The following is an 18,412-nucleotide window of genomic DNA, read 5'->3' as shown; positions in this document are numbered from 1 at the left end:
GCTTGGCCCCACGTAAAAAGCCCACTCCCCCTGCTTTGCCGGGGTTGTGAGCTTTATCAGCCTCCTTCGGCTACCTTATCGTTTTGGTCAGTCTGGCGGTCCCGACTCTGAATTGGCCGCTTCGCTGCGTTACCTCACCCAACGTTACTCCATGCCTACCAAGAAAGCGAAAGGGCTTTTTCTATGTTGATATGACATGGCTCCATCGCCGCTTGTGCTATTGGAATCCTCATTGAAAAGAAAAAAGGCCTTAGGGAAAACTCCCTTGGCCTTACTCTGAGGGAACTACTTCGTCTATGTCGCCATCCGTAATACATATCCGATCAGCTTGATGTACTCAGTAATCGTTACCATGATACCTCTATTTTTTTCCCACCATCTGGCCGGATTATAATCCTGATTATCAAAGGGTACATAGGCAAAAACATCGCTCGTTCCTTGAAAGACCTGCTCAAAAACTAATTTCGTACGTCTCATATGATAGTTCGAGGAAACGACAATCGCAGATTTGAACTGATATTTTTCCATAATCTCCTTACTGTGAGCTGCGTTCTGGTAGGTGCTGCTGGATTTGTTCTCGAGAATAATCGCTTCTTTCGGTACCCCCAACTTTATGGCATGCTTCTGCATCAACTCAGCCATAGTCGTTTCTTGGTATACCCGTCCGCCCGAGAGTATGATGTATGGTGCGTAACCCTGGTGGTACAGTTCAACAGCGCGTTCGGTTCTACCCCCGTCATCTCCAGACAGTACAATGATCGCGTCGGCTTTGGTAGGCTCGTCGGCCAATACCAGAAAATCACCGGCAAAGCGTAACATCAGGAGCAAAGTGCTCAAGGCTACCAATATCCATAAAAGCTTACTCTTAAAAAGACGCGCCAAACGCTATCCCTCCCTGGCTTTTGGGTTCGCCCTCAAGGGTTTAGTTTCCTTTCATTGAACTACGCTTTAGCAATTATTAACCATACTCTTTTCCGGAGATAATTAAGCTTTTCAAGAGATCACGTTGAACGGGGGTGCCTGAAAAAATCGTGGTTGTCCATTCCTTTCCTTATCATACACTCTACCATGACAAAGAACATTTCTCCGAGAACCTTGGCAGCCATTCGAATTATGGTTAAGGTCGCGATTCGTATCATCCAACAGAAAGAGGTGAAAAACCAGTCTACCCAGAAGAGTGGCGACTGTCTTCCCGATAAGAAAAACCCGGTCCCTTCATAGAGAGCCGGGTCTATAGATAATCGAAAACCCAGCCTCGCTAGAGCCTGGGTTTTGCGTTCAACTAGTTTGCTGGCTTACCAATGGTCCACCGAAGGCCCTTCAAATCACCGATCGTGATGTTTGTTTCCCGGCCTTGTGTGGTTCCGTCTCCTCTTCCTACTTTATAATCGCGTCCCAGTTCTCCATTTAGGAGAATAATCGGATAGCTTCCGACATCAGTTCCTTGTCCACTCGATTTCCAATTCCCATCGATTTGACCCGAGGCCGTGTTCCACGTATATGTGCCATCGCTACGAATAACAAGCGTCCCGATCGTGCCTGTCCCTGCACTTGTGATCTGAGTATCATAGGAAATTCCCGGGATGATGGTCGATCCGCCACCCACATTCAATTTCCACTCTTTGAAGAAGAAGCTTAGATCTTGGGTATTATCAGTCGATGCCACTTGATCATTGTTTGTCCCAACTTGTGGTGAGCCCGAATCCATCGTAATCGTTACTTTTTGGTTTACGCCGTCCCATCCGACATTAGCCCCTAATGACTCGCTGACAAAGCGCAGAGGCACATATGTCCGACCATTATGTAGCTGCGCAGGCGGGTCGACTGATACCAGTTGATCATTAACAAAAGCCTTGGTAGCGTTGATGCGCAGCACGACTATTTTACCTTCCTTGATCCCTGTTACAGTCTGGGTAGGACCATCCCATCCTACGTTGGCACCTAGAGCTTCAAAGATTTTACGCATTGGAACCATTACCCGGCCGTTCATCGTGATGGGATCTTGTCCATCAAAGTTCAGGAGATTGCCGTTATAGACTACGGAAATGGGCTTTGCTATATATTCTTGTACGGGATCGGAATAAATCGGTTTCACTTCTGTTGCTTGGTAATACTCAATCGGTTGAGAAGTAACCGGTTTCGTTTCCGTCGCCTGGTATTGAACTGGATCAGAAGTAACCGGTTTTACCTCTTTTGCTTGATATTGCTCGCTGTTCGTTTGGGCAGCGGGAACCGGTTTTACCTCTTGGGACTGATAATAGGTTGGTTGCGAAGGGATTGGCTTTATTTCTGTCGATTGGTACATTTCTATCGCTGTCGCCGGAGAGATTGCCGCCAGAGCCATACATAATGTGGTCGCTGTAATTGCTATCTTTCTCTTCATAGGACCTCTCCTTTCCAAATTTGAAGAAATTTAATCACAGACAATTTCGATGTTTTTTAATATTTCCCTCCATTATTAATACATATTTCTGTTTTCTTATTGAAAGACTCCCACACTTTTTAAATCATACTCCATAATATTCAGTCTTCGTAATGATTCAAGGTATTCTTTTTCTATCTCCTTATGGGATGGTCTCTCCAATGAAAGAATGACCAGGTATGCAGCACGAATAAGGGCTCCATAATATTCATTTTTTCGTTGTTCTAAAACTTCCTTGAATTTTGTCTCCGGGCCATCTTTGAGTTGAATTAATTTCGGTTCCATTGGATACCTCCCATCAAAAGTAATTTTGCCTATGTTCTTATGAATACATTCTAATGGTATATATTTATTTTCTAAAGTCCCAAAGAATTGTATTTCAATTTATTACCGCAAAAACAACCCTTTTTAATAGGAATTGATTCTGGATATTGTGATTGAAGAATAACCCAACCCGGAATATAGTTAGAAGTAAGTATCGTTAAAAAATTACGAATGGTGGTGATGCACGTGTATATTTTTATCTATCACGTCCCCTGTATCGATAACCGCAAGGTATTCTACGGTTTAGTAAAAGCAAACTCAGAAACCGAAGCAAAATCAAAGGTGATTGAGCTTTATAGAGGAAACAATATTCAGATTTATACTTCACAAATTGAGTTAGAAACAGTCGATTTGTCCGGACTGGAATCGAGTGCTATTCGTGTGGGAACCTTTTATCATCAATGACAATAAAAAGTAAACCGCCCCATCTCTCCTTTAAAAATGAGAGATGGGGCGGTACTCGTTCCAATACGTAATTAAATCGCATAACTGTGCTTCCTTGTGCCTGTTCATCGACATTTTCTCCTACCAGATTCATTTACCGTCACTTATTCGCCGTAGTTACAGTTCACAATTCGAAACCGTTGACCTCGGTGGATAATAAAGTATCCGCTCTTCAGTTCAGACGGGGACAGTTCCTAACCAAGGGTCGACCTTGATTTTTAGGCAAATAAAATCTTATCCAAAGTGGTAACAACGTGATATATCTGTTGTACTAACCCTCAGAAAACGTTATGATTCAAAACAAAGAAGACTGAATAATCTTTACGAAAAAGATCGGAGGGTTGTTTATGAAGAAATTAGTACTCTTAACTCAAGCCATCTTATTGGCAACCGCCCTGTACCCTGGCATAGTATCGGCTTCAGTGAATCCGGACATCGTGCTGAACGGATCAGAACTAACCACCTTAGAGGCAAAACCATTTGTTGACGCAAAAACAGGGGTAACGATGGTCCCACTGCGTACGATTTCCGAGGCACTCGGAACAAAGGTGATTTGGGAGAAGCCTTGTGTAATACTGACGAAAGCCGGTATGAAGTTAACGGTTCGGGTTGATTCGAGCACAGTGATGATCGGAAAAGGGGAAAAGCAGATCGGTGCACCCGCCGTGATCCTTGAAGATAGGGTTTTTGTTCCTCTCGGCTTTATGTTTGAAGAACTCAAAGCACAGGTAGAGTACGATCAACAGACGAATACGGTGCGAGTCAAAAATGGCCCGTGGGAAGAACCCTATAACCGTGCAGTGGAGCTAATGCAAACGGGAGAATTCGAAAAAGCTATTCCCCTTTTTACGAAAGCGATAGAGTTAAACCCCGATTGTGTGGACGCCTTTAGTAAACGGGGAGCCTGTCACGAAGGTCTAAAAGATTATCCGGCGGCGTTGGTTGATATCAATCAGGCGATTCGTCTAAACCCGGAGTATCCAAATGCATATAATAATCGTGGCTTAGTATTTTGGGATCAAAAAGACTACGATAAAGCGTTAGATGATTTAAACATGGCCATCCAGCTCAATCCCGATTTCGATATCGCCTATCATAACCGTGGAATGGTTTATGCCGATAAAAAGGTATATGAAAGAGCCATCGCCGATATAAAGCAATCGCTAGAATTGGCCCCTGATAGTTACGAAGACTATGGTTTGTTAGGGTTCTATTATTCTCAACTCAAAAACTATGATCAGGCACTCAAAGAATTGAACAAAACAATTGAACTAAATCCAGACTATGAAAACGCCTATATCAATCGCTCCGACGTTTTCATCCGCATAAATGATGCAGAGCGGGCTCTCAAAGATGCGACCATGGCAATTCAATTAGATCCAAAAGACCCGTTAGGTTATAACAACCGAGGGATCGCTTATTATTTAAGGAATGAAACGGATAAGGCAATGGACGACTTAAATAATGCCATCGAATTACAACCCGATCTTTCCGAAGCATATTTTTATCGCGCTAAAGTCTTTACATCTAAAGGCGATAAGGCAAGAGCGAACAAAGACCTCGAAAAAGCAAAAGAACTGGGATATGGCAACTAAATGTTCGAGAAAGCCCCGATTTCTTTTTAGATATCGGGGCTTATTGTTCGCCCAATACGGTATTAAATTTTTGTAATCACATAGGAATTAGGGCTGACTCTTGTTATTATTTTGTTGGGTGAAAAATACTTTAAGGAGGAGTTGGGACCATTGTCAACGGGTCAATTCGAAGTCTCTGGCGCCGGGCCAACGAATTCAAAAATTCAGGTCGGGGTTTCTAACGTTTTTTACCTAAAAGACGCTCATACTTACACAGTTATTGACAAAAACATCTATTTTCATTGCTATTGGACAGCAGAGATTGATGACGAATTATTCTTTCCGAAACAAATTTATTCCCCCGACAAAACACCACTGGGAACAGAAGTAGACTGCAACCTATACATAGCCCGCGGACTCGCTGAATTTAAATTTCCTTACCCGAGAAAAGACCCCGATCCGACCCGAAGGCACTACTCGGACCTGAACCGCGAGGATGGGTACAAAGATTGGTGCGGGATCATCTACGCGATTACAGGCGTCTGTCACCAAATGTGTAATGTGATCCTCTTTTCGGCAAGCAAGGGTACCATTGACAGTGCCCCGTTAAACTGGCCAGATAATTTTGATAATAGCCAGAAGTATTTTGGCCGTCATGGACTGGGACTGGATCATATCCTCCCCTTAATGTACGCCATATTAGAGAAGCGTTCGAAAAACATCGAAGACCCGGCGACCATCCTGGAAGACGACGTAAAAGAATTGCAGGAAGCCTATTATGGTTCCATTCGTAAATGGTTGGATACAACCATTCAGAAGGATAGCCCCCATATTGAAACGCTGCTGCGCAACTTTTTAGTATCTGACGAAGATAAGCCTTCTGTCATAGACGAATTTCATAAGTTCGCGTCAATTAAACAGGATTTGGATAACCAACTCATCCGGGGAACCGTATCGATGAAAGAGTACCTCGAATCGGTAAATAAAAGCCATAATGGTTTAGCAGAACTGATGGCTTCAATAAAAAACTGTGCTTCTTTTGAACCTACGAACTTAATTCACCCTGCCCAAATGCCGGATTCAGCCTATTACGAATTCATAAAAGAAACATTAGGTATTAAATAAACCGAGAAAAAAGCCCTAGTCTCCCTCTACGGAGATTAGGGCTTTTTTACGGCGATATTTTACGGTAGAGGATTTGGTAGAGGATTCGCGGTTACAGTTATGGTTCCGGTTACCACGTTATACATCGTCGAATTATCAGGGATAAATCTCCAACCAAACAAACCCGTCTCATTGACCGTCGTTCCGGGACTGTCCCATATTAATGTTCCATCTACGGATGTAGTATCAGACTCTGATACTTGAAATGTTCCGCTTAATATTGAGGACGATAATGTGTGCCCTATTGTCACTGCTGTGGCTGATACAGGTTCTGCCGCCACTGGGGTTATCGACGCTGGGGTTATTACTTGTTTGATCCAATTCCCTTCTTGTAAGGTGTAAGTTCCTTTTCCTTCTTCTATGTAGACGAAGCGGAAACTGTTATCTGTTTCATTGAGTAAATAATCTCCTAAAGTCACACTTGTTCCGATCGTAATTGATGATAACGAGTCATTTTGGAACGCCATATCGCCAACATTTACGTTATCAGGCAATGTGACCTCAGTGAGAAGTACGTTATCAAAAAAAGCACCATTGCTGATGATGGCTACACCGTTGGGAATTGTTACATTAGAAAGTGAGTTAGAACGAAAAGCATACCGGCCGATATTAGTTACACTATTAGATATGTTTACACTGGTAAGATCGTTATAAGCAAACGCATAGTCTCCGATGCTAGTTACACCGCTAGGTATTGTTACACTGGTAAGAGCATTGCCCATAAATGCATAGGCACCAATGGAATCTACGCTGGTGGGTATTGTTACGCTGGTAAGTAGATTGCCGGTAAAAGCGTGATGGCCGATGCTGGTTATGCAGTTCGGTAACGTAACATCGGTAAGATGGTTGCTCTCAAAAACCGCCGCACCAAGGCTAGTAACACTGTTCGGTATTTTTACACTAGTAAGCGCATTGCCTGCAAAAGCCTCATCACCAATACTGGTTACACCGTTAGGTAATGTAACACTGGTAAGAGCGCTTTCCTTAAAAGCGAGAGCACCAATACTGGTTACGTTATTAGGTATTGTTATGCTAGTAAGAGGGTTGTATTCAAAAGCCGAATCACCAATGCTTTGTAGACCCTTAGGTAGTATTACACTGGTGATACCCTTTTCAAGAAACGCTCCGTTGCCAATAGTTACTACGGTCGATCCATCTATTTGGGTGGGTATGACAACCTTGATTCCACCTTGTGAATCATCGTCCCATTGTGGATCACCGCCCCCTTGTGGATTATAGCCTATAATGGTTCCAGTTTCACTATCAAACATAAAGTGCTGCTTGTAAGTGCTGATGACCAACGTGTACGTATGGTTTATCGCCGCTGGCGGACTTGCACTATCTGTCGCTCTTACCGTGAACGTGTAGATTCCATGCGTATTTGACGCAGGAGTTCCGCTGATTATTCCGTTTTCAAACGAAAGACCGGTTGGAAGATTTCCTGTTATTATCTCGTAGGTCTTATTTCCCGTGCCACCTGTGGCACTAATCGTCGCACTGTAGCTTACACCGACTTGACCCTCCGGGGGGGCGACCGTTCCTAACGCCAGCGGTGTAGGTCCGCTATGATGCGTAGGTCTCGTCGGTATCACCGGTGTAGGTGGTGGCGGAGCTGCATTGTTAGAAAGAGCCGTTGCAGCAGCTACCTCCTCCTGATTGATCGACTGGTACAGCGATTGAATTGCTGGCGGAACTGCAGGTGGAACCGGTGTCGGGGCTATGGTTGGAGCCAATTGGGCTTGTAATGCGGGTGGAAGAGCTACTGGGGTTGGTTGGTTTTGTACGGTTCGTGCAGCTTGTTGGGTCAAAAATGATTGCGCTGCCACAAAGCTCTCGATTGCCGCCGGCGATAAGGGCGCAGGCGGGGCAGGTGGTTGACCGGGTGTAGCCACTGTTGTTTCCAGGCCAGGCGGAACAGCAAAGGATTGTCCGGCTGCGGAGATGCTACCCCGGCCGTCCATGACGCTAAACGATCCGGTTCCACCAGAATTTCCGCGAGCCGCAAATCGCGTCCCTTGGACAGCAGCAACTCCCCAAGCCATATCCATCTGAATGCGAGTCTTTTCTTCCGCCGAAACTTTCCACCACTCTTCGCCCGTAGCACCTTGTTCTTGTGCTTCCTCTGCTAAGCGAAACCGCTTCAATGCTTCCGTAAGGGTATTTTCGTCGGTCGAGGCTAATCGTAAGCCGGATGGATTCAACATGGCATTGGGTGTCGTTGTATGCTCTTTTCGTAGGATTCGGTTGGTGGCCAACACACCGATAGTTTCACCATCCGGCATCTCTACTCGGAGCCAATCGACAGATATCCCGGGCATACCCAAACTTTTTATGTAGGCACGTCCTTTACCCTCTTTCACAGTCATCCGGGTTCCATTTTTTAAGAGCATACCGGTACCGTCTTCAAAGAGAAGTTCGGCACTTCCTGTTTCCACCCAAATGGAGTCTCCAGGTTTTACCGATGTCTCACCCTTGATCTGCTGGGAAGCAGAATTAGTCGTCAGGGTCGTTTTTCCTTCCTTCACTACCAATGTCATCGGCAGTTCGGTTTCACGAAGTGATGGGGCCAACGTATACAACATCGATAGGGCTCGGGCCATCTCGCGCCGAGTAAAGGTTTGATTGGGAGAAAATACTTTGCTGTCCCTCAGATCAACTAAACCAGTTTCCGCTGCTACAGCAGCTTGTCGCTTCGCCCAATGGTCTTCTGAAACATCCGTGAAACTTCGCTTCACCACCGGTAGGGGCGTCTTTTCAAGGCGAAGCAACAGGGCAACCGATTGAATTCGTGTTAATGGTTCGTCAGGCCGGAAGGTTCCGTCTTCAAAACCCCGCAATAACCCGGCTCGGCTGGAAGCAGCAATCGCTGACTGTGCCCAATGGTCGGCGGGCACATCGGGAAACGGAGATTTGACTGTCTCGTCCTTCGATAGATGCATACCCTTGGCGAGCAGAGACGCCGCTTGCGCCCGTGTCAGTCCCTCATCGGGATGAAAAGATCCATCAGGGTAGCCCGTAAGCAATCCTCGTTTTACGGCGTAATTAATAAAAACGTAATTCGGATCATCGCCCGTTACATCACTGAAAAGTGCCGGAAGTGGCGAAGGTGTCGCTTGTTTGGTTTCATTAGCCAGCGCGGCGAGTGGATTTAACATGATTACTAGGGTCATCGCTATGACCAATGTGGCACTTAACCAATTTCGTTTTGGCGATCGTCGATACAATAGCTCCATTTGCACCCTCCTAATTCCAAATTAAATTTTGGTATAAGCTTAGATATTTTGGTTATTATTATTTCTACGTCGGCCATATTTTTCCTTTAGCGAAAGTGTTAACTATATTAAATTATTTGGAGAAGAGCCCCTACCTCGGACGGGACTGATTTAGTCAACTAGTGATCGGAACTAACAAAACCGCCCTGAATAAGGACGGTTTTAATCATGTTTTATATGAAATTAGTTTCACGTAAAATAACGGAGAAGATCTCGGCTTACGTTCTTTTCTATGTTTGCTGTTTCGCTCTGGACTTTTACTATTTTGTAACCGTTATACGTTCTATATGGTCTTTCGTCGAATACCCTTTCTCTGGTGAATATCTATCGACTGCATAAAAGGTATCTACTGTAAACCCGAGGTATTCCGCAACTTTAGCTGGTACACACATTATTTCGTCTATGTTCAAAGGGTTGCAGCCAATATTTACTTCCTTTTCATCAACATAAATTATCTGACTACCTGGATGTACAATCACAGTATGTCCATTCGCTTTTATCGTCGTATCATTTAGAGCTAAGTCAAACGTGAAAGATGCACCTAAAGGAGATAGAACATCTTTAATCGGTATGTATGGAACTTCATTACGCCAGAATGGTGAAACCGACAACCACAGGGGTTCTGCAGTATCATTTGTCCATACACTTCCAACTCGGAACTCCCCAAAGACGTTTACAGATATATGTCCAGACTCGGGAAGCTTAGGGTAAGCCTCCATAGGTAGTGTTCTTGTCCAACCAAATACTTCTCGATGGTTTAGTCTAGCATTGTATCTATCCCCAAATTTTTTTACCGCCCAAGGATCTGCTTTCCACGGCTTACCATTTATGGAGATTATGTCTTCCCCGCTATAATTATCTAGTAATATCCTCACATCAGCCCAATCGATTTCATCTTTTCCGACGAAAGACAGATCGGGTTGACATCCAAATACCGTATTACCCATACGGTATAGGACATATGGCCGAGTTTTAAACTTGGGTACATACTTCTTCGTAGGCGTTGCGGTGTCTTCCTTAGAGGAGAATTCATAGATAGTACCTATAAAATTAAACTTATCAACTTCTTCTTTAGTTTGCCAAGCGTATGCTTTTGTCGGTAGTAGGCTTAACAGTATTACTCCAAAGAAAAATGCTATGAAGGAAGATACGGTAAGCAGCTTTTTCATTTTTTTCATGTTCACTGGCCCTAAACTCCGTTCGCTATATTCATAGGAACACTTCGTGTTTTATAGTTTACCATTAAATATTCACATTTCAATAAGGAGGATGTATTTTATAGGAAATAAACCAATTCTAAAAAGAAAACACCCCGAAGAGTGTCTTATCGCTCATACTTCTTTTCCACAGCTACGTACAAGTGTTTAACATTTTTGTTCGTGTCGACTTTTAATATCCTAGACTTTACTTTGTAATGTGAAGTTTTCTCTGGCTCCTGTATGACTACATAATCACTGCCTATAAGCGCTGATATTTCGGCAGCATCAAATTCTGACTCGTATACTGCGTTTTGTGGATCTACATGTGGCATAAAAACAACCTTCATCTATCCACCCCCACGATTCCATCATAGGATGAATCTGGGGAGGATAGACAAACTATCGATCGTAATATTCCGTCAAAATTCGTATGTTTTACACACTCGGTTCGTATACCGGTACAAAGGCTACTTCGTATCCGCCGTTATACAATTCTTCTAAAGGATAAATATTTTGCTGTATGTAATTTCTTTTGAAGAGCTCAATTCTCGCTTTTAATCTATTCGCGATCGTGAATCCAATTTTTTCGTTTTTGTGTTCATCGTAATATTCCTGGTCCAATACGTTTTCGAATGCAAGAACATTAAAGGCGTTTGCTAACTGCACTTCTTTGTTTTGGACATGAACAGGGATAAAGTAATTTCCTCTTTCGTCGACAAACAAGTCTTTGCCCGTTGTTACAATCATTGCTACATCCCCCTCCTATTTCCTATCATAGGCAATTCAAAAGGTATTCGCAACGCATTGTTCTTTAAGTTTCGGAAAAACCCGTAAAAAAGTTTATACTTCCATTTAAATGGAGAAAATATTTCTTGTTGCGCTGCTTTTTGTGCACCTTCGTAACCGGTTCCTGGCTAGTGCAACCGCTCATATTCATCTCCTACCTCTTGAGGGAGTCCGTCGTCAAAACGGACTCCCTCACATTTTATGTAGACCCCGGCAGGAGATTATAAACTAAATAAAGGGCACTTTTAGGACATGCCCTTTGGGTTCGCAGCATATATAAAAATAGTACCCCAGTAATTCCAAGTCCTCCCTGTTCATGCCTCGTAAGTAATTACGAGGTCTTTTTTTATTAGTGATTTATGAAGTAACTTATCACTTAACCTCAAAAAAAGAAGAACCAAATCGATTTATCGAACATGTGTTCTTAAGATTTTAGTAGATATTGGGAGGTATTGGAACGTATGTGCTATTTATCAGGCCTAATCCGTCCTCAGAGGGTTTGTCCAATTTCCATTCCTCTGGTACATTAAAACCGTAGCCGGCACAAACAAACGTTCGAAAAGGAGGTCAGATAGAATGGCTATCAACAAATCCGCTATCACCGCCAGTCTGCGCTTATCGGTCCAAACGGGCACGAACAGCAAAGGGGAGCCGCTGGTGCAAAACCGGGATTACAAAGGCTTGAAGCCCAGTGCCACCGACGTAAACGTTTTTACCACCGCTCAAGGCCTGGCGAGCTTGATGAGTATCCCTGTCAGCCGCATCTCCCGGATCGACCAAAACGCCTTAGTCGAAGCCTAAGGCCCGGTGAAGCTGAGACAAGCCCTTTCATAACCGTAACTCAACGCACATAAAACTCGACCGGGTAGAATTCTGCATCCTCCGCCCGGCCTCTCAAGGAGGTGACAATTCGATGGCAACGAAAGAAACCCTTGAGTTGGTATTTACCAACCAACTGGGCCGCGACGTGGTGCTGCGGGTCCGCGACCCCAAGGCGGGCCTCACGACGGACGAAGTAACCACCGTCATGGACACCATCATCGCCAACAACGTGTTCACGACCTCTGGCGGGGACCTGATCGGCAAAAAAGACGTCCGCATGGTCTCCTCAAACGTGACCGACCTCTACAACCCATAAGAATAAACCCGGGGATACGGCAAAGAAAGAGCCATCCCCATAAAAAAGGGACCGGGAACTGAAAGATAGACATCGTTCCCGGTCCTCTCTGATCTTCAACTTAAATCTCTTTCACTTCAAATGACATCAAGGAGGTGCAAAAGACGTGGACGGTCTCCTAGAGTCCGTGGCCAATGTGGGGTTTCCCGTGGCGATCGCCTCATACCTGCTCATTCGCATGGAGGGAAGGCTCGAAACGCTGAGCAGTGCCATCAGCGAACTGGCTAAGAACGTGGAAATCCTAAAAGGACAGGTGTAACAAATTGTAAGCCCCTGCTATTGGTTAGCAGGGGTTTTCTTGTGCAAAACTACCGATTATATGAGTTGTAACTTGACACGGATGTCCATGGGTCAAATCTCTTTCGGTAGAGGGAACTCAATCCCGTCGTCTTACGTTCGTCATTTCAATAGCCATCGTGTTTGCTTTTAGCCCCGCCGTCGCTTCCACAATTCGATCGAGGATATTTGACTTGGCTTCTGATTTTCGGATACGAATGTTCAATAGGCCAGCCAGTTTCTCTAAATCCGCTTTTTTCGAGAGATGTTTTGCATTCATGATGTAACTACGAGCTTCTTCACGGTTATCATAGGTAAGCAACAAGTTTGCCGATTGCTGAATTAATTCTTCATTTACCATTAGAGAATCTTTTGGAGTTGTCGATTTCGATTCCCCTTTGGTCTTCCTTCGTTGCGGTTTTTCTTTCGTTTCTTGACGATACGAATCGGAACTATCCATAAAACCATTCTCGCGTTCCTCGATAGATCCATCCACGGGATCATCAGATAGTATGGTTTCCATTGGATTTGGTTCTCGCGGGCATTGATGATAACGGTTTGAGACGAATCGCCAACTCCCTTTTCCTTGGATAAGTTGCTCATATTCTTCTGGAGATATTTCCTGTAACGCAACCGCAAATGTCATCAATAGATTCGATAACTCATCCTTTCTGTGGGTCATTCACTTCATCTCCCGCTCTTCATTTGTTGAATTTTCGCCTCCACTTCGCTCGTCAATGCTTTTAATCGCATGTGGATCGAGGCATATCTATCCTTACTTGCCGGCGTAAGTACGACGGGGATACCCTTTTCTGGGGCTTCACTATAATCGGTTTTGTTTTCGGTGATGAGCGTTTCAAAAGTACCGATTTGCTGGCGTTTTACCCTATCGATATAATCCTGCAACGTTTGGTAAGGCTCGTTTTTCCACAAACCTACCATCGTAAAAACAACCCCGAGCCAATAGGGACAAATGGGTTTGTATCCATAAGGCTCCATTTGCGCCTTTGAATTATAATCTTCAATCAATTGATTCAAATGCTGCTTTAATTCACTGATTCCCAAGGTAGATAGATAGTCCGGTTTCGCCGGAATGAGCAGTCCATCACTGGCAATGATGGCTGTTTGGGTGACGTAGTTCAAATTGGGGGGGCAGTCGATCAATATGATGTCGTATTCGTTCTTCGCCAAGGGGATAAGGCCTGTCTTCAATCGGGACAGGATACGCAAATATTCGTAGCGATGGGATCGTTCCGTGACGCCTTGATTCCCTTTCCATATTTTTATGGCCAAATCATTATCTACGTTCACTAAGCCCAAGTGAGACGGGATTAAGTCCAAGATTCCAGTCGCTTCTAATGCACGCAATCGTTTATGGGCTCGTTCTGGTCGGGTGATAAAATCTTTCAAGTCCAGTTCCTCGTCCTTATCAATGAAGGCATCATACCAACGTTTAATCGTTTGATGTTGATAAGCATGCTGCCATTGCTCTACCGTCAAAAAGGAAAATGTCAAATTTGTCTGCGGATCTAAGTCAAGAACAAGTACTTTTTTGCCACGGTAAGCCATCTCAGCCGCAATATTGGCGGTCATGGTTGTCTTACCTACACCGCCTTTATAATTGATTACCGATATGATCATCGATTGGTTTCCCCCTTCACCAGGTGTGCCTGTCTAATTGTTATGAGATAAAGAAGCAACACATAGCTTGTCCCGGCCTGGGAAAGAAAGGGAGATGTTGTATTGGATTTGTACCGGCAGAATTAAAGTGAAAACAAGAACCCCCTATCACTTCGTTATGAGGCGATAGGGGGTTCTTGTCGACCTTGGGATTAGGTCTTCTACTTGGTAAAAATCGAGCCATTAAAATGAAGCATTTCGAATGTGCTTTGGCCGCTAAAGACAGGTCTACTCATTTCAATTGCCGACTATTTTATCTTCTCATAATAATTCTACTCTCCAAAAGGATGAACCTGTTATCGCTCTGAAGAAATTGTTTGAATCACCGCCAATGATCTTTCGACCTATCCCACCGCGTATTTAAGCGGAATTCATGTAAAAATACACGAGTTGCCCCATCTATACTATAATAATACCAACAATTCAAGAACATAAATCCCAGCAAGGAGCACATCCCTTCTTATGAGCTATCAGCCATCAAACCCAATCATCGTTCAAGGCGATTTCAGTCTGTTGCTTGAAGTGGACAACCCTCTTTTTCAATCCGCTCGGGACGAAGTGGCCCAGTTTTCCGATTTGGAAAAAAGCCCGGAACACATCCATACATACCGGCTTTCTCCCCTATCTCTCTGGAACGCCGCCGCAAGCGGCCTCACTGCCGAGCACATCCTTACCGCCCTAGAAAAATACAGCAAGTTTGATCTTCCGCAGAACGTCCGCCAGGAAATTGAAGACCAAGTGCAGCGCTTTGGCCGGATCAAACTGATTCAGGAAGACTGCGGCCTGTTTTTAGTCTCCGACGATCCCTATGCCATTCAGGAAATCGCCAGTCATAAAAAACTTCAGTCATACTTCCGGGGACCCGTGGAAGGTCAGCGGATCCCGGTAAACCCCATGATGCGGGGGCATGTAAAACAAGCCTTGATCAAGCTAGGCTTCCCCGTGGAAGACCTGGCCGGATACGAACAAGGCACGACATGTCCCATGTCCCTGCGGTCAGTCACTTCGCAAGGACAAGCCTTGGCATTACGGGACTACCAACAAATGGCCGCCGATGCTTTTTACGCCGGCGGATCCAACCGGGGTGGCAGCGGTGTGATCGTGCTCCCCTGCGGTGCCGGCAAAACAGTCACCGCCATGGCCTTGATGGGGCAGCTCCAAACGGAGACCCTCATCATCACGACAAACATTACGGCCCTTCGCCAGTGGCGACAGGAACTACTCGCTAAAACCACCTTGACGGAAGACCAGATCGGGGAATATAGCGGCGAAATAAAAGAGATCCGCCCCGTAACGATCACCACCTACCAAATCCTGGCCTACCGCCAAGATAAAAGCAGCCACTTCCCCCACCTGGAGATTTTCACAAAAAAGAACTGGGGCTTTATCGTCTATGACGAAGTCCACCTTCTGCCGGCGCCGGTCTTCCGCGTCACCGCAGAGATTCAGGCCAAGCGCCGCTTAGGCCTGACGGCCACCTTAATTCGTGAGGACGGGCTCGAAGAAGACGTATTCAGCCTCATTGGGCCGAAAAAGTTCGATGTCCCCTGGAAGGAACTTGAGAAAAAAGGATGGATCGCCTCGGCTCACTGCATCGAAGTGCGCGTTCCCATGCCCGGACCTATGCGTCTGCCTTATGCTGTCGCTGACAGCCGCGCCAAATTTCGCATCGCCTCGGAAAATCCCGAGAAAGAAGCCGTGGTGCACCGCCTCTTACAGCGGCATCCAGACGATCAGGTTCTCATCTTCGGTCAGTACATCGATCAGCTTGAATCCATCGCTGCTGTCCTCGGCATCCCTGTCATCACCGGGAAAACGCCAAACCAAGAGCGCATTCGCTTGTATGACGCCTTTAAATCAGGAAGTCAAAAGCGCTTGGTCTTGTCCAAAGTGGCCAACTTCGCCATCGACCTGCCTGATGCCAACGTAGCGATCCAAGTCTCCGGTACCTTCGGCTCTCGGCAGGAAGAAGCCCAGCGGCTTGGCCGGGTGCTTCGCCCGAAAGTCGGCGACAACCGGGCTTATTTTTACAGCCTCGTCACTGCAAATAGCCGGGACCAAGACTTCGCGGCCAACCGCCAGTTGTTCCTTACCGAGCAGGGGTATAAGTACTCGATCGTCCGACCGGAAGAACTCAACGATTGAACCATAGAGAATATCATTCATGCACACCACGTATGGAGTCCATAACGCATGGAGTATACAATTAATTCATGGGGTACACAATTCACAGAACATACAATTCATGGAATATGCAATTTATCGAATATATAATTCACGAAATTTACAATTCACGGATCACACCATTAAGGAGATAGAATACGAATGAAGGCATTACTCGAAACATTGACCACCCAAGGCTATGGCGACTCCCTGCCGAACCTATTGCGCCTAGCGTCAAACCCGCCCCGACACGGAAAGCTGACATGATTACAGCCCTGGACAACTTTTACTGCCGTGAGGAAAATCTCACCGCCCTCTGGGGTCGCCTCAATGCCTTTGAAAAGGAACTACTGGCGGAATACGTTCGTTCTGGACGGCTCGATAGCGATGATCTAACAGAGCTATGTCAAAAACACGGCCGCAGTCGGAAAGATCAATACTACTTTCAATCCTACCGAATTACCGACGTCCTCGATGCAAAGTCACCGGCTCGGCTCTTTTTAATTCGCAACAGCGTCCCCGTCCCACTGGCGGCTTTTATAAAAAAGCAACTTAAGCCCCTCAAACATCAATATCAAGCCGTCAATGCACTAGGGGAAGACGATGCCGATGAAGTCGTCGTAATCCGGGAGAACTTTGAAAAAGAATTTTTTCGTCTGATCAAACTGGCCAATCAGACAAAACTGAGTTGCACCCGAGTCGGCGGCTTGCCAACAAAGTCGGCCATGAAAAAAATCAACGAAGCGTTGGCGATAAAAGAATACAGTTTTGACGACCCCGACGGGGTCAGTTCATTTCGGACTATAGAGCAGTCCGTTCGAATCTATGGAATGGCTCGTTTGGCCCTGGAAAGCGGTATTTGGAATATCATCGGTGACCGCTTCGTGCCTGGACACCGTTCGGGTGAGTTCCTCCAGGCAAGCCGCGTCGATAGATGTAAGATGCTGCTCAAGGAATACATAGCTTCAGCGGACATTGATGAATTGTCCCGCATTCCGGAAGTGAAAGTACAAACAGAGCGAGATCCAAAGTATTCTAGCTGCCGGAGGTTGATTTGCGACCATCTCGCCCACTGTCCCGTCGACCAATGGGTTCATATCGATGAATTCCTTAAATATATAAAAAGAAGCGACGCACTCTTTTTGGAGCGAGTTACCGGTGAAATCGAGTCCTACGCTGATTATGAACGAATGTATCTCGGCCGCTCTCAAAACTGGCGCCAACTTGAAGGACGGTTCGTCGAAATCGTGTGCTTGGAATACTTATGTACCATGGGCATCATCGACACTGCCATAAGATTTAGCAGCGGTGGAACCTACGGGGAGGTCGACACCATTGAAGTCGACTACATCCGCTTGACCCCTCTCGGCGCCTATGTTCTTGGAGCTGCCGATTCCTATGAGGAACCAAAACTGGAGGAAGATTCGGGATTTATCGTCCAGCCCAACTTCGAAATCCTCTTATCAGAAGGGGCCATGAAAGAAACCCATGAATTATTCCTCGACCAAGTGGCAGAAAAATTGTCGGACCACCCCGCCTGCCTATACAAACTCAGCTTTAAATCTGCCGCCTCTGCCCTTGATCAAGGGATACCCATCCGTGAAGTGATCGAGTACCTACAGGATTGGTCCTCCAAGGAAGTCCCGCAAAACGTACTTCATACCTTGGAAGAATGGAGCCAATCCAGTCAAAAAATCCGCATCCGCAAAGCGATCATCTTAGAGACCGACGACCCCTATGTTCTCGAAGAATTAAAAAGCTACAAATCCCTCCGGAATCACATGATCAAGGAACTACCCTATGTGATTGAACTTGATCCGAAATCACCGATAAAAGTAAAGCGGGAGATTGAAAAAAAGAACCGTTTTTGTATATACGACGCAGAATCATAGTAAAAACTGAAACCCAGGGCAAGCGTCCCTGGGTTTTTG

The 18,412-nt window shown here is 45.5% G+C and carries 16 protein-coding genes and 1 pseudogene; 9 read left to right on the top strand and 8 right to left on the bottom strand.

Translation table 11 applies throughout. The annotated features are described in order from the left end of the window. Positions 1-88 precede the first annotated feature (88 nt). A pseudogene (locus H1S01_RS21180) lies at positions 89-178 on the top strand (manganese catalase family protein); the annotation flags it as partial. A gap of 116 nt (positions 179-294) precedes the next feature. Here the strand turns inward: H1S01_RS21180 and H1S01_RS12660 are convergent. The 3 genes from H1S01_RS12660 to H1S01_RS12650 form a co-directional block, all read right to left on the bottom strand. Further along, complete coding sequence (locus H1S01_RS12660; RefSeq protein WP_188040824.1) at positions 295-882, bottom strand: YdcF family protein; 588 nt, start codon at positions 880-882, stop codon at positions 295-297. Between the two features lie 400 nt (positions 883-1,282). Beyond that, positions 1,283-2,383: a copper amine oxidase N-terminal domain-containing protein gene (locus tag H1S01_RS21535; protein ID WP_243237294.1), complete on the bottom strand. Its 1,101-nt coding sequence runs from the start codon at positions 2,381-2,383 to the stop codon at positions 1,283-1,285. A gap of 96 nt (positions 2,384-2,479) precedes the next feature. Next, on the bottom strand, positions 2,480-2,707 hold the full coding sequence (locus H1S01_RS12650; protein ID WP_188040823.1) for a hypothetical protein: 228 nt from the start codon (positions 2,705-2,707) through the stop codon (positions 2,480-2,482). A 225-nt stretch (positions 2,708-2,932) separates the two neighbouring features. Here H1S01_RS12650 and H1S01_RS12645 point away from each other — a divergent pair, with 225 nt between their 5' ends. The 3 genes from H1S01_RS12645 to H1S01_RS12635 all read left to right on the top strand — a co-directional run bounded on the left by H1S01_RS12645 (position 2,933) and on the right by H1S01_RS12635 (position 5,889). Beyond that, positions 2,933-3,151 (top strand): hypothetical protein, encoded by a 219-nt coding sequence (locus tag H1S01_RS12645; RefSeq protein WP_188040822.1) that lies wholly within the window; start codon positions 2,933-2,935, stop codon positions 3,149-3,151. A gap of 386 nt (positions 3,152-3,537) precedes the next feature. Next, positions 3,538-4,785, top strand: coding sequence for a tetratricopeptide repeat protein (locus tag H1S01_RS12640; RefSeq protein ID WP_188040821.1), 1,248 nt, complete (start codon positions 3,538-3,540; stop codon positions 4,783-4,785). Between the two features lie 150 nt (positions 4,786-4,935). Further along, positions 4,936-5,889 (top strand): hypothetical protein, encoded by a 954-nt coding sequence (locus tag H1S01_RS12635; RefSeq protein WP_188040820.1) that lies wholly within the window; start codon positions 4,936-4,938, stop codon positions 5,887-5,889. 59 nt (positions 5,890-5,948) lie between these two features. Here the strand turns inward: H1S01_RS12635 and H1S01_RS12630 are convergent, their stop codons facing one another. From H1S01_RS12630 to H1S01_RS12620, 3 genes are all read right to left on the bottom strand, one after another. Then, positions 5,949-9,161 carry a leucine-rich repeat protein gene (locus H1S01_RS12630; protein ID WP_188040819.1) on the bottom strand — a complete coding sequence of 1,071 codons (3,213 nt, stop codon included), beginning with the start codon at positions 9,159-9,161 and terminating at the stop codon, positions 5,949-5,951. Positions 9,162-9,460: 299 nt separating this feature from the next. Next, on the bottom strand, positions 9,461-10,378 hold the full coding sequence (locus H1S01_RS12625) for a stalk domain-containing protein (RefSeq protein ID WP_243237299.1): 918 nt from the start codon (positions 10,376-10,378) through the stop codon (positions 9,461-9,463). A gap of 456 nt (positions 10,379-10,834) precedes the next feature. Continuing rightward, entirely contained in the window at positions 10,835-11,146 is a 312-nt protein-coding gene (locus H1S01_RS12620; RefSeq protein ID WP_188040817.1) for a hypothetical protein, read from the bottom strand. A gap of 615 nt (positions 11,147-11,761) precedes the next feature. Between H1S01_RS12620 and H1S01_RS12615 the strand changes: the two genes are divergently transcribed. The 3 genes from H1S01_RS12615 (at position 11,762) to H1S01_RS21175 (ending at position 12,621) form a co-directional block, all read left to right on the top strand. Further along, positions 11,762-11,986, top strand: a complete 225-nt coding sequence (locus H1S01_RS12615) for a DUF1659 domain-containing protein (protein ID WP_188040816.1) — start codon at positions 11,762-11,764, stop codon at positions 11,984-11,986. A gap of 112 nt (positions 11,987-12,098) precedes the next feature. Next, positions 12,099-12,323, top strand: a complete 225-nt coding sequence (locus H1S01_RS12610) for a DUF2922 domain-containing protein (RefSeq protein ID WP_155475465.1) — start codon at positions 12,099-12,101, stop codon at positions 12,321-12,323. A gap of 145 nt (positions 12,324-12,468) precedes the next feature. Then, positions 12,469-12,621 (top strand): YvrJ family protein, encoded by a 153-nt coding sequence (locus tag H1S01_RS21175; protein ID WP_188040815.1) that lies wholly within the window; start codon positions 12,469-12,471, stop codon positions 12,619-12,621. 117 nt (positions 12,622-12,738) lie between these two features. Here H1S01_RS21175 and H1S01_RS12600 read toward each other — a convergent pair whose 3' ends face one another. Together H1S01_RS12600 and H1S01_RS12595 are read right to left on the bottom strand one after the other, a co-directional pair. Continuing rightward, positions 12,739-13,320 carry a hypothetical protein gene (locus H1S01_RS12600; protein WP_188040814.1) on the bottom strand — a complete coding sequence of 194 codons (582 nt, stop codon included), beginning with the start codon at positions 13,318-13,320 and terminating at the stop codon, positions 12,739-12,741. 5 nt (positions 13,321-13,325) lie between these two features. After that, entirely contained in the window at positions 13,326-14,279 is a 954-nt protein-coding gene (locus tag H1S01_RS12595; protein WP_188040813.1) for a ParA family protein, read from the bottom strand. A gap of 501 nt (positions 14,280-14,780) precedes the next feature. Between H1S01_RS12595 and H1S01_RS12590 the strand changes: the two genes are divergently transcribed. Next, positions 14,781-16,463, top strand: coding sequence for a DNA repair helicase XPB (locus H1S01_RS12590; protein ID WP_188040812.1), 1,683 nt, complete (start codon positions 14,781-14,783; stop codon positions 16,461-16,463). 281 nt (positions 16,464-16,744) lie between these two features. Next, positions 16,745-18,373: a helicase-associated domain-containing protein gene (locus H1S01_RS12585; protein ID WP_188040811.1), complete on the top strand. Its 1,629-nt coding sequence runs from the start codon at positions 16,745-16,747 to the stop codon at positions 18,371-18,373. Positions 18,374-18,412: the final 39 nt, after the last annotated feature.

Origin of the sequence: Heliobacterium chlorum (assembly GCF_014502795.1) — a bacterium.
Taxonomy (GTDB): domain Bacteria; phylum Bacillota; class Desulfitobacteriia; order Heliobacteriales; family Heliobacteriaceae; genus Heliobacterium; species Heliobacterium chlorum.
The sequence above is the reverse complement of the archived record's forward strand: the minus strand, read 5'-3'. Positions and strand labels throughout refer to the sequence as shown.

Bases quoted from the DNA above. Each gene is read 5' to 3' on its own strand.
- H1S01_RS21535 (WP_243237294.1), bottom strand. From the start codon at position 2,383: ATGAAGAGAAAGATAGCAATTACAGCGACCACATTATGTATGGCTCTG.
- H1S01_RS12650 (WP_188040823.1), bottom strand. From the start codon at position 2,707: ATGGAACCGAAATTAATTCAACTCAAAGATGGCCCGGAGACAAAATTC.
- H1S01_RS12640 (WP_188040821.1), top strand. From the start codon at position 3,538: ATGAAGAAATTAGTACTCTTAACTCAAGCCATCTTATTGGCAACCGCC.
- H1S01_RS12630 (WP_188040819.1), bottom strand. From the start codon at position 9,161: ATGGAGCTATTGTATCGACGATCGCCAAAACGAAATTGGTTAAGTGCC.
- H1S01_RS12625 (WP_243237299.1), bottom strand. From the start codon at position 10,378: ATGAAAAAAATGAAAAAGCTGCTTACCGTATCTTCCTTCATAGCATTT.
- H1S01_RS12620 (WP_188040817.1), bottom strand. From the start codon at position 11,146: ATGATTGTAACAACGGGCAAAGACTTGTTTGTCGACGAAAGAGGAAAT.
- H1S01_RS12615 (WP_188040816.1), top strand. From the start codon at position 11,762: ATGGCTATCAACAAATCCGCTATCACCGCCAGTCTGCGCTTATCGGTC.
- H1S01_RS12610 (WP_155475465.1), top strand. From the start codon at position 12,099: ATGGCAACGAAAGAAACCCTTGAGTTGGTATTTACCAACCAACTGGGC.
- H1S01_RS12600 (WP_188040814.1), bottom strand. From the start codon at position 13,320: ATGACCCACAGAAAGGATGAGTTATCGAATCTATTGATGACATTTGCG.
- H1S01_RS12595 (WP_188040813.1), bottom strand. From the start codon at position 14,279: ATGATCATATCGGTAATCAATTATAAAGGCGGTGTAGGTAAGACAACC.
- H1S01_RS12590 (WP_188040812.1), top strand. From the start codon at position 14,781: ATGAGCTATCAGCCATCAAACCCAATCATCGTTCAAGGCGATTTCAGT.
- H1S01_RS12585 (WP_188040811.1), top strand. From the start codon at position 16,745: ATGATTACAGCCCTGGACAACTTTTACTGCCGTGAGGAAAATCTCACC.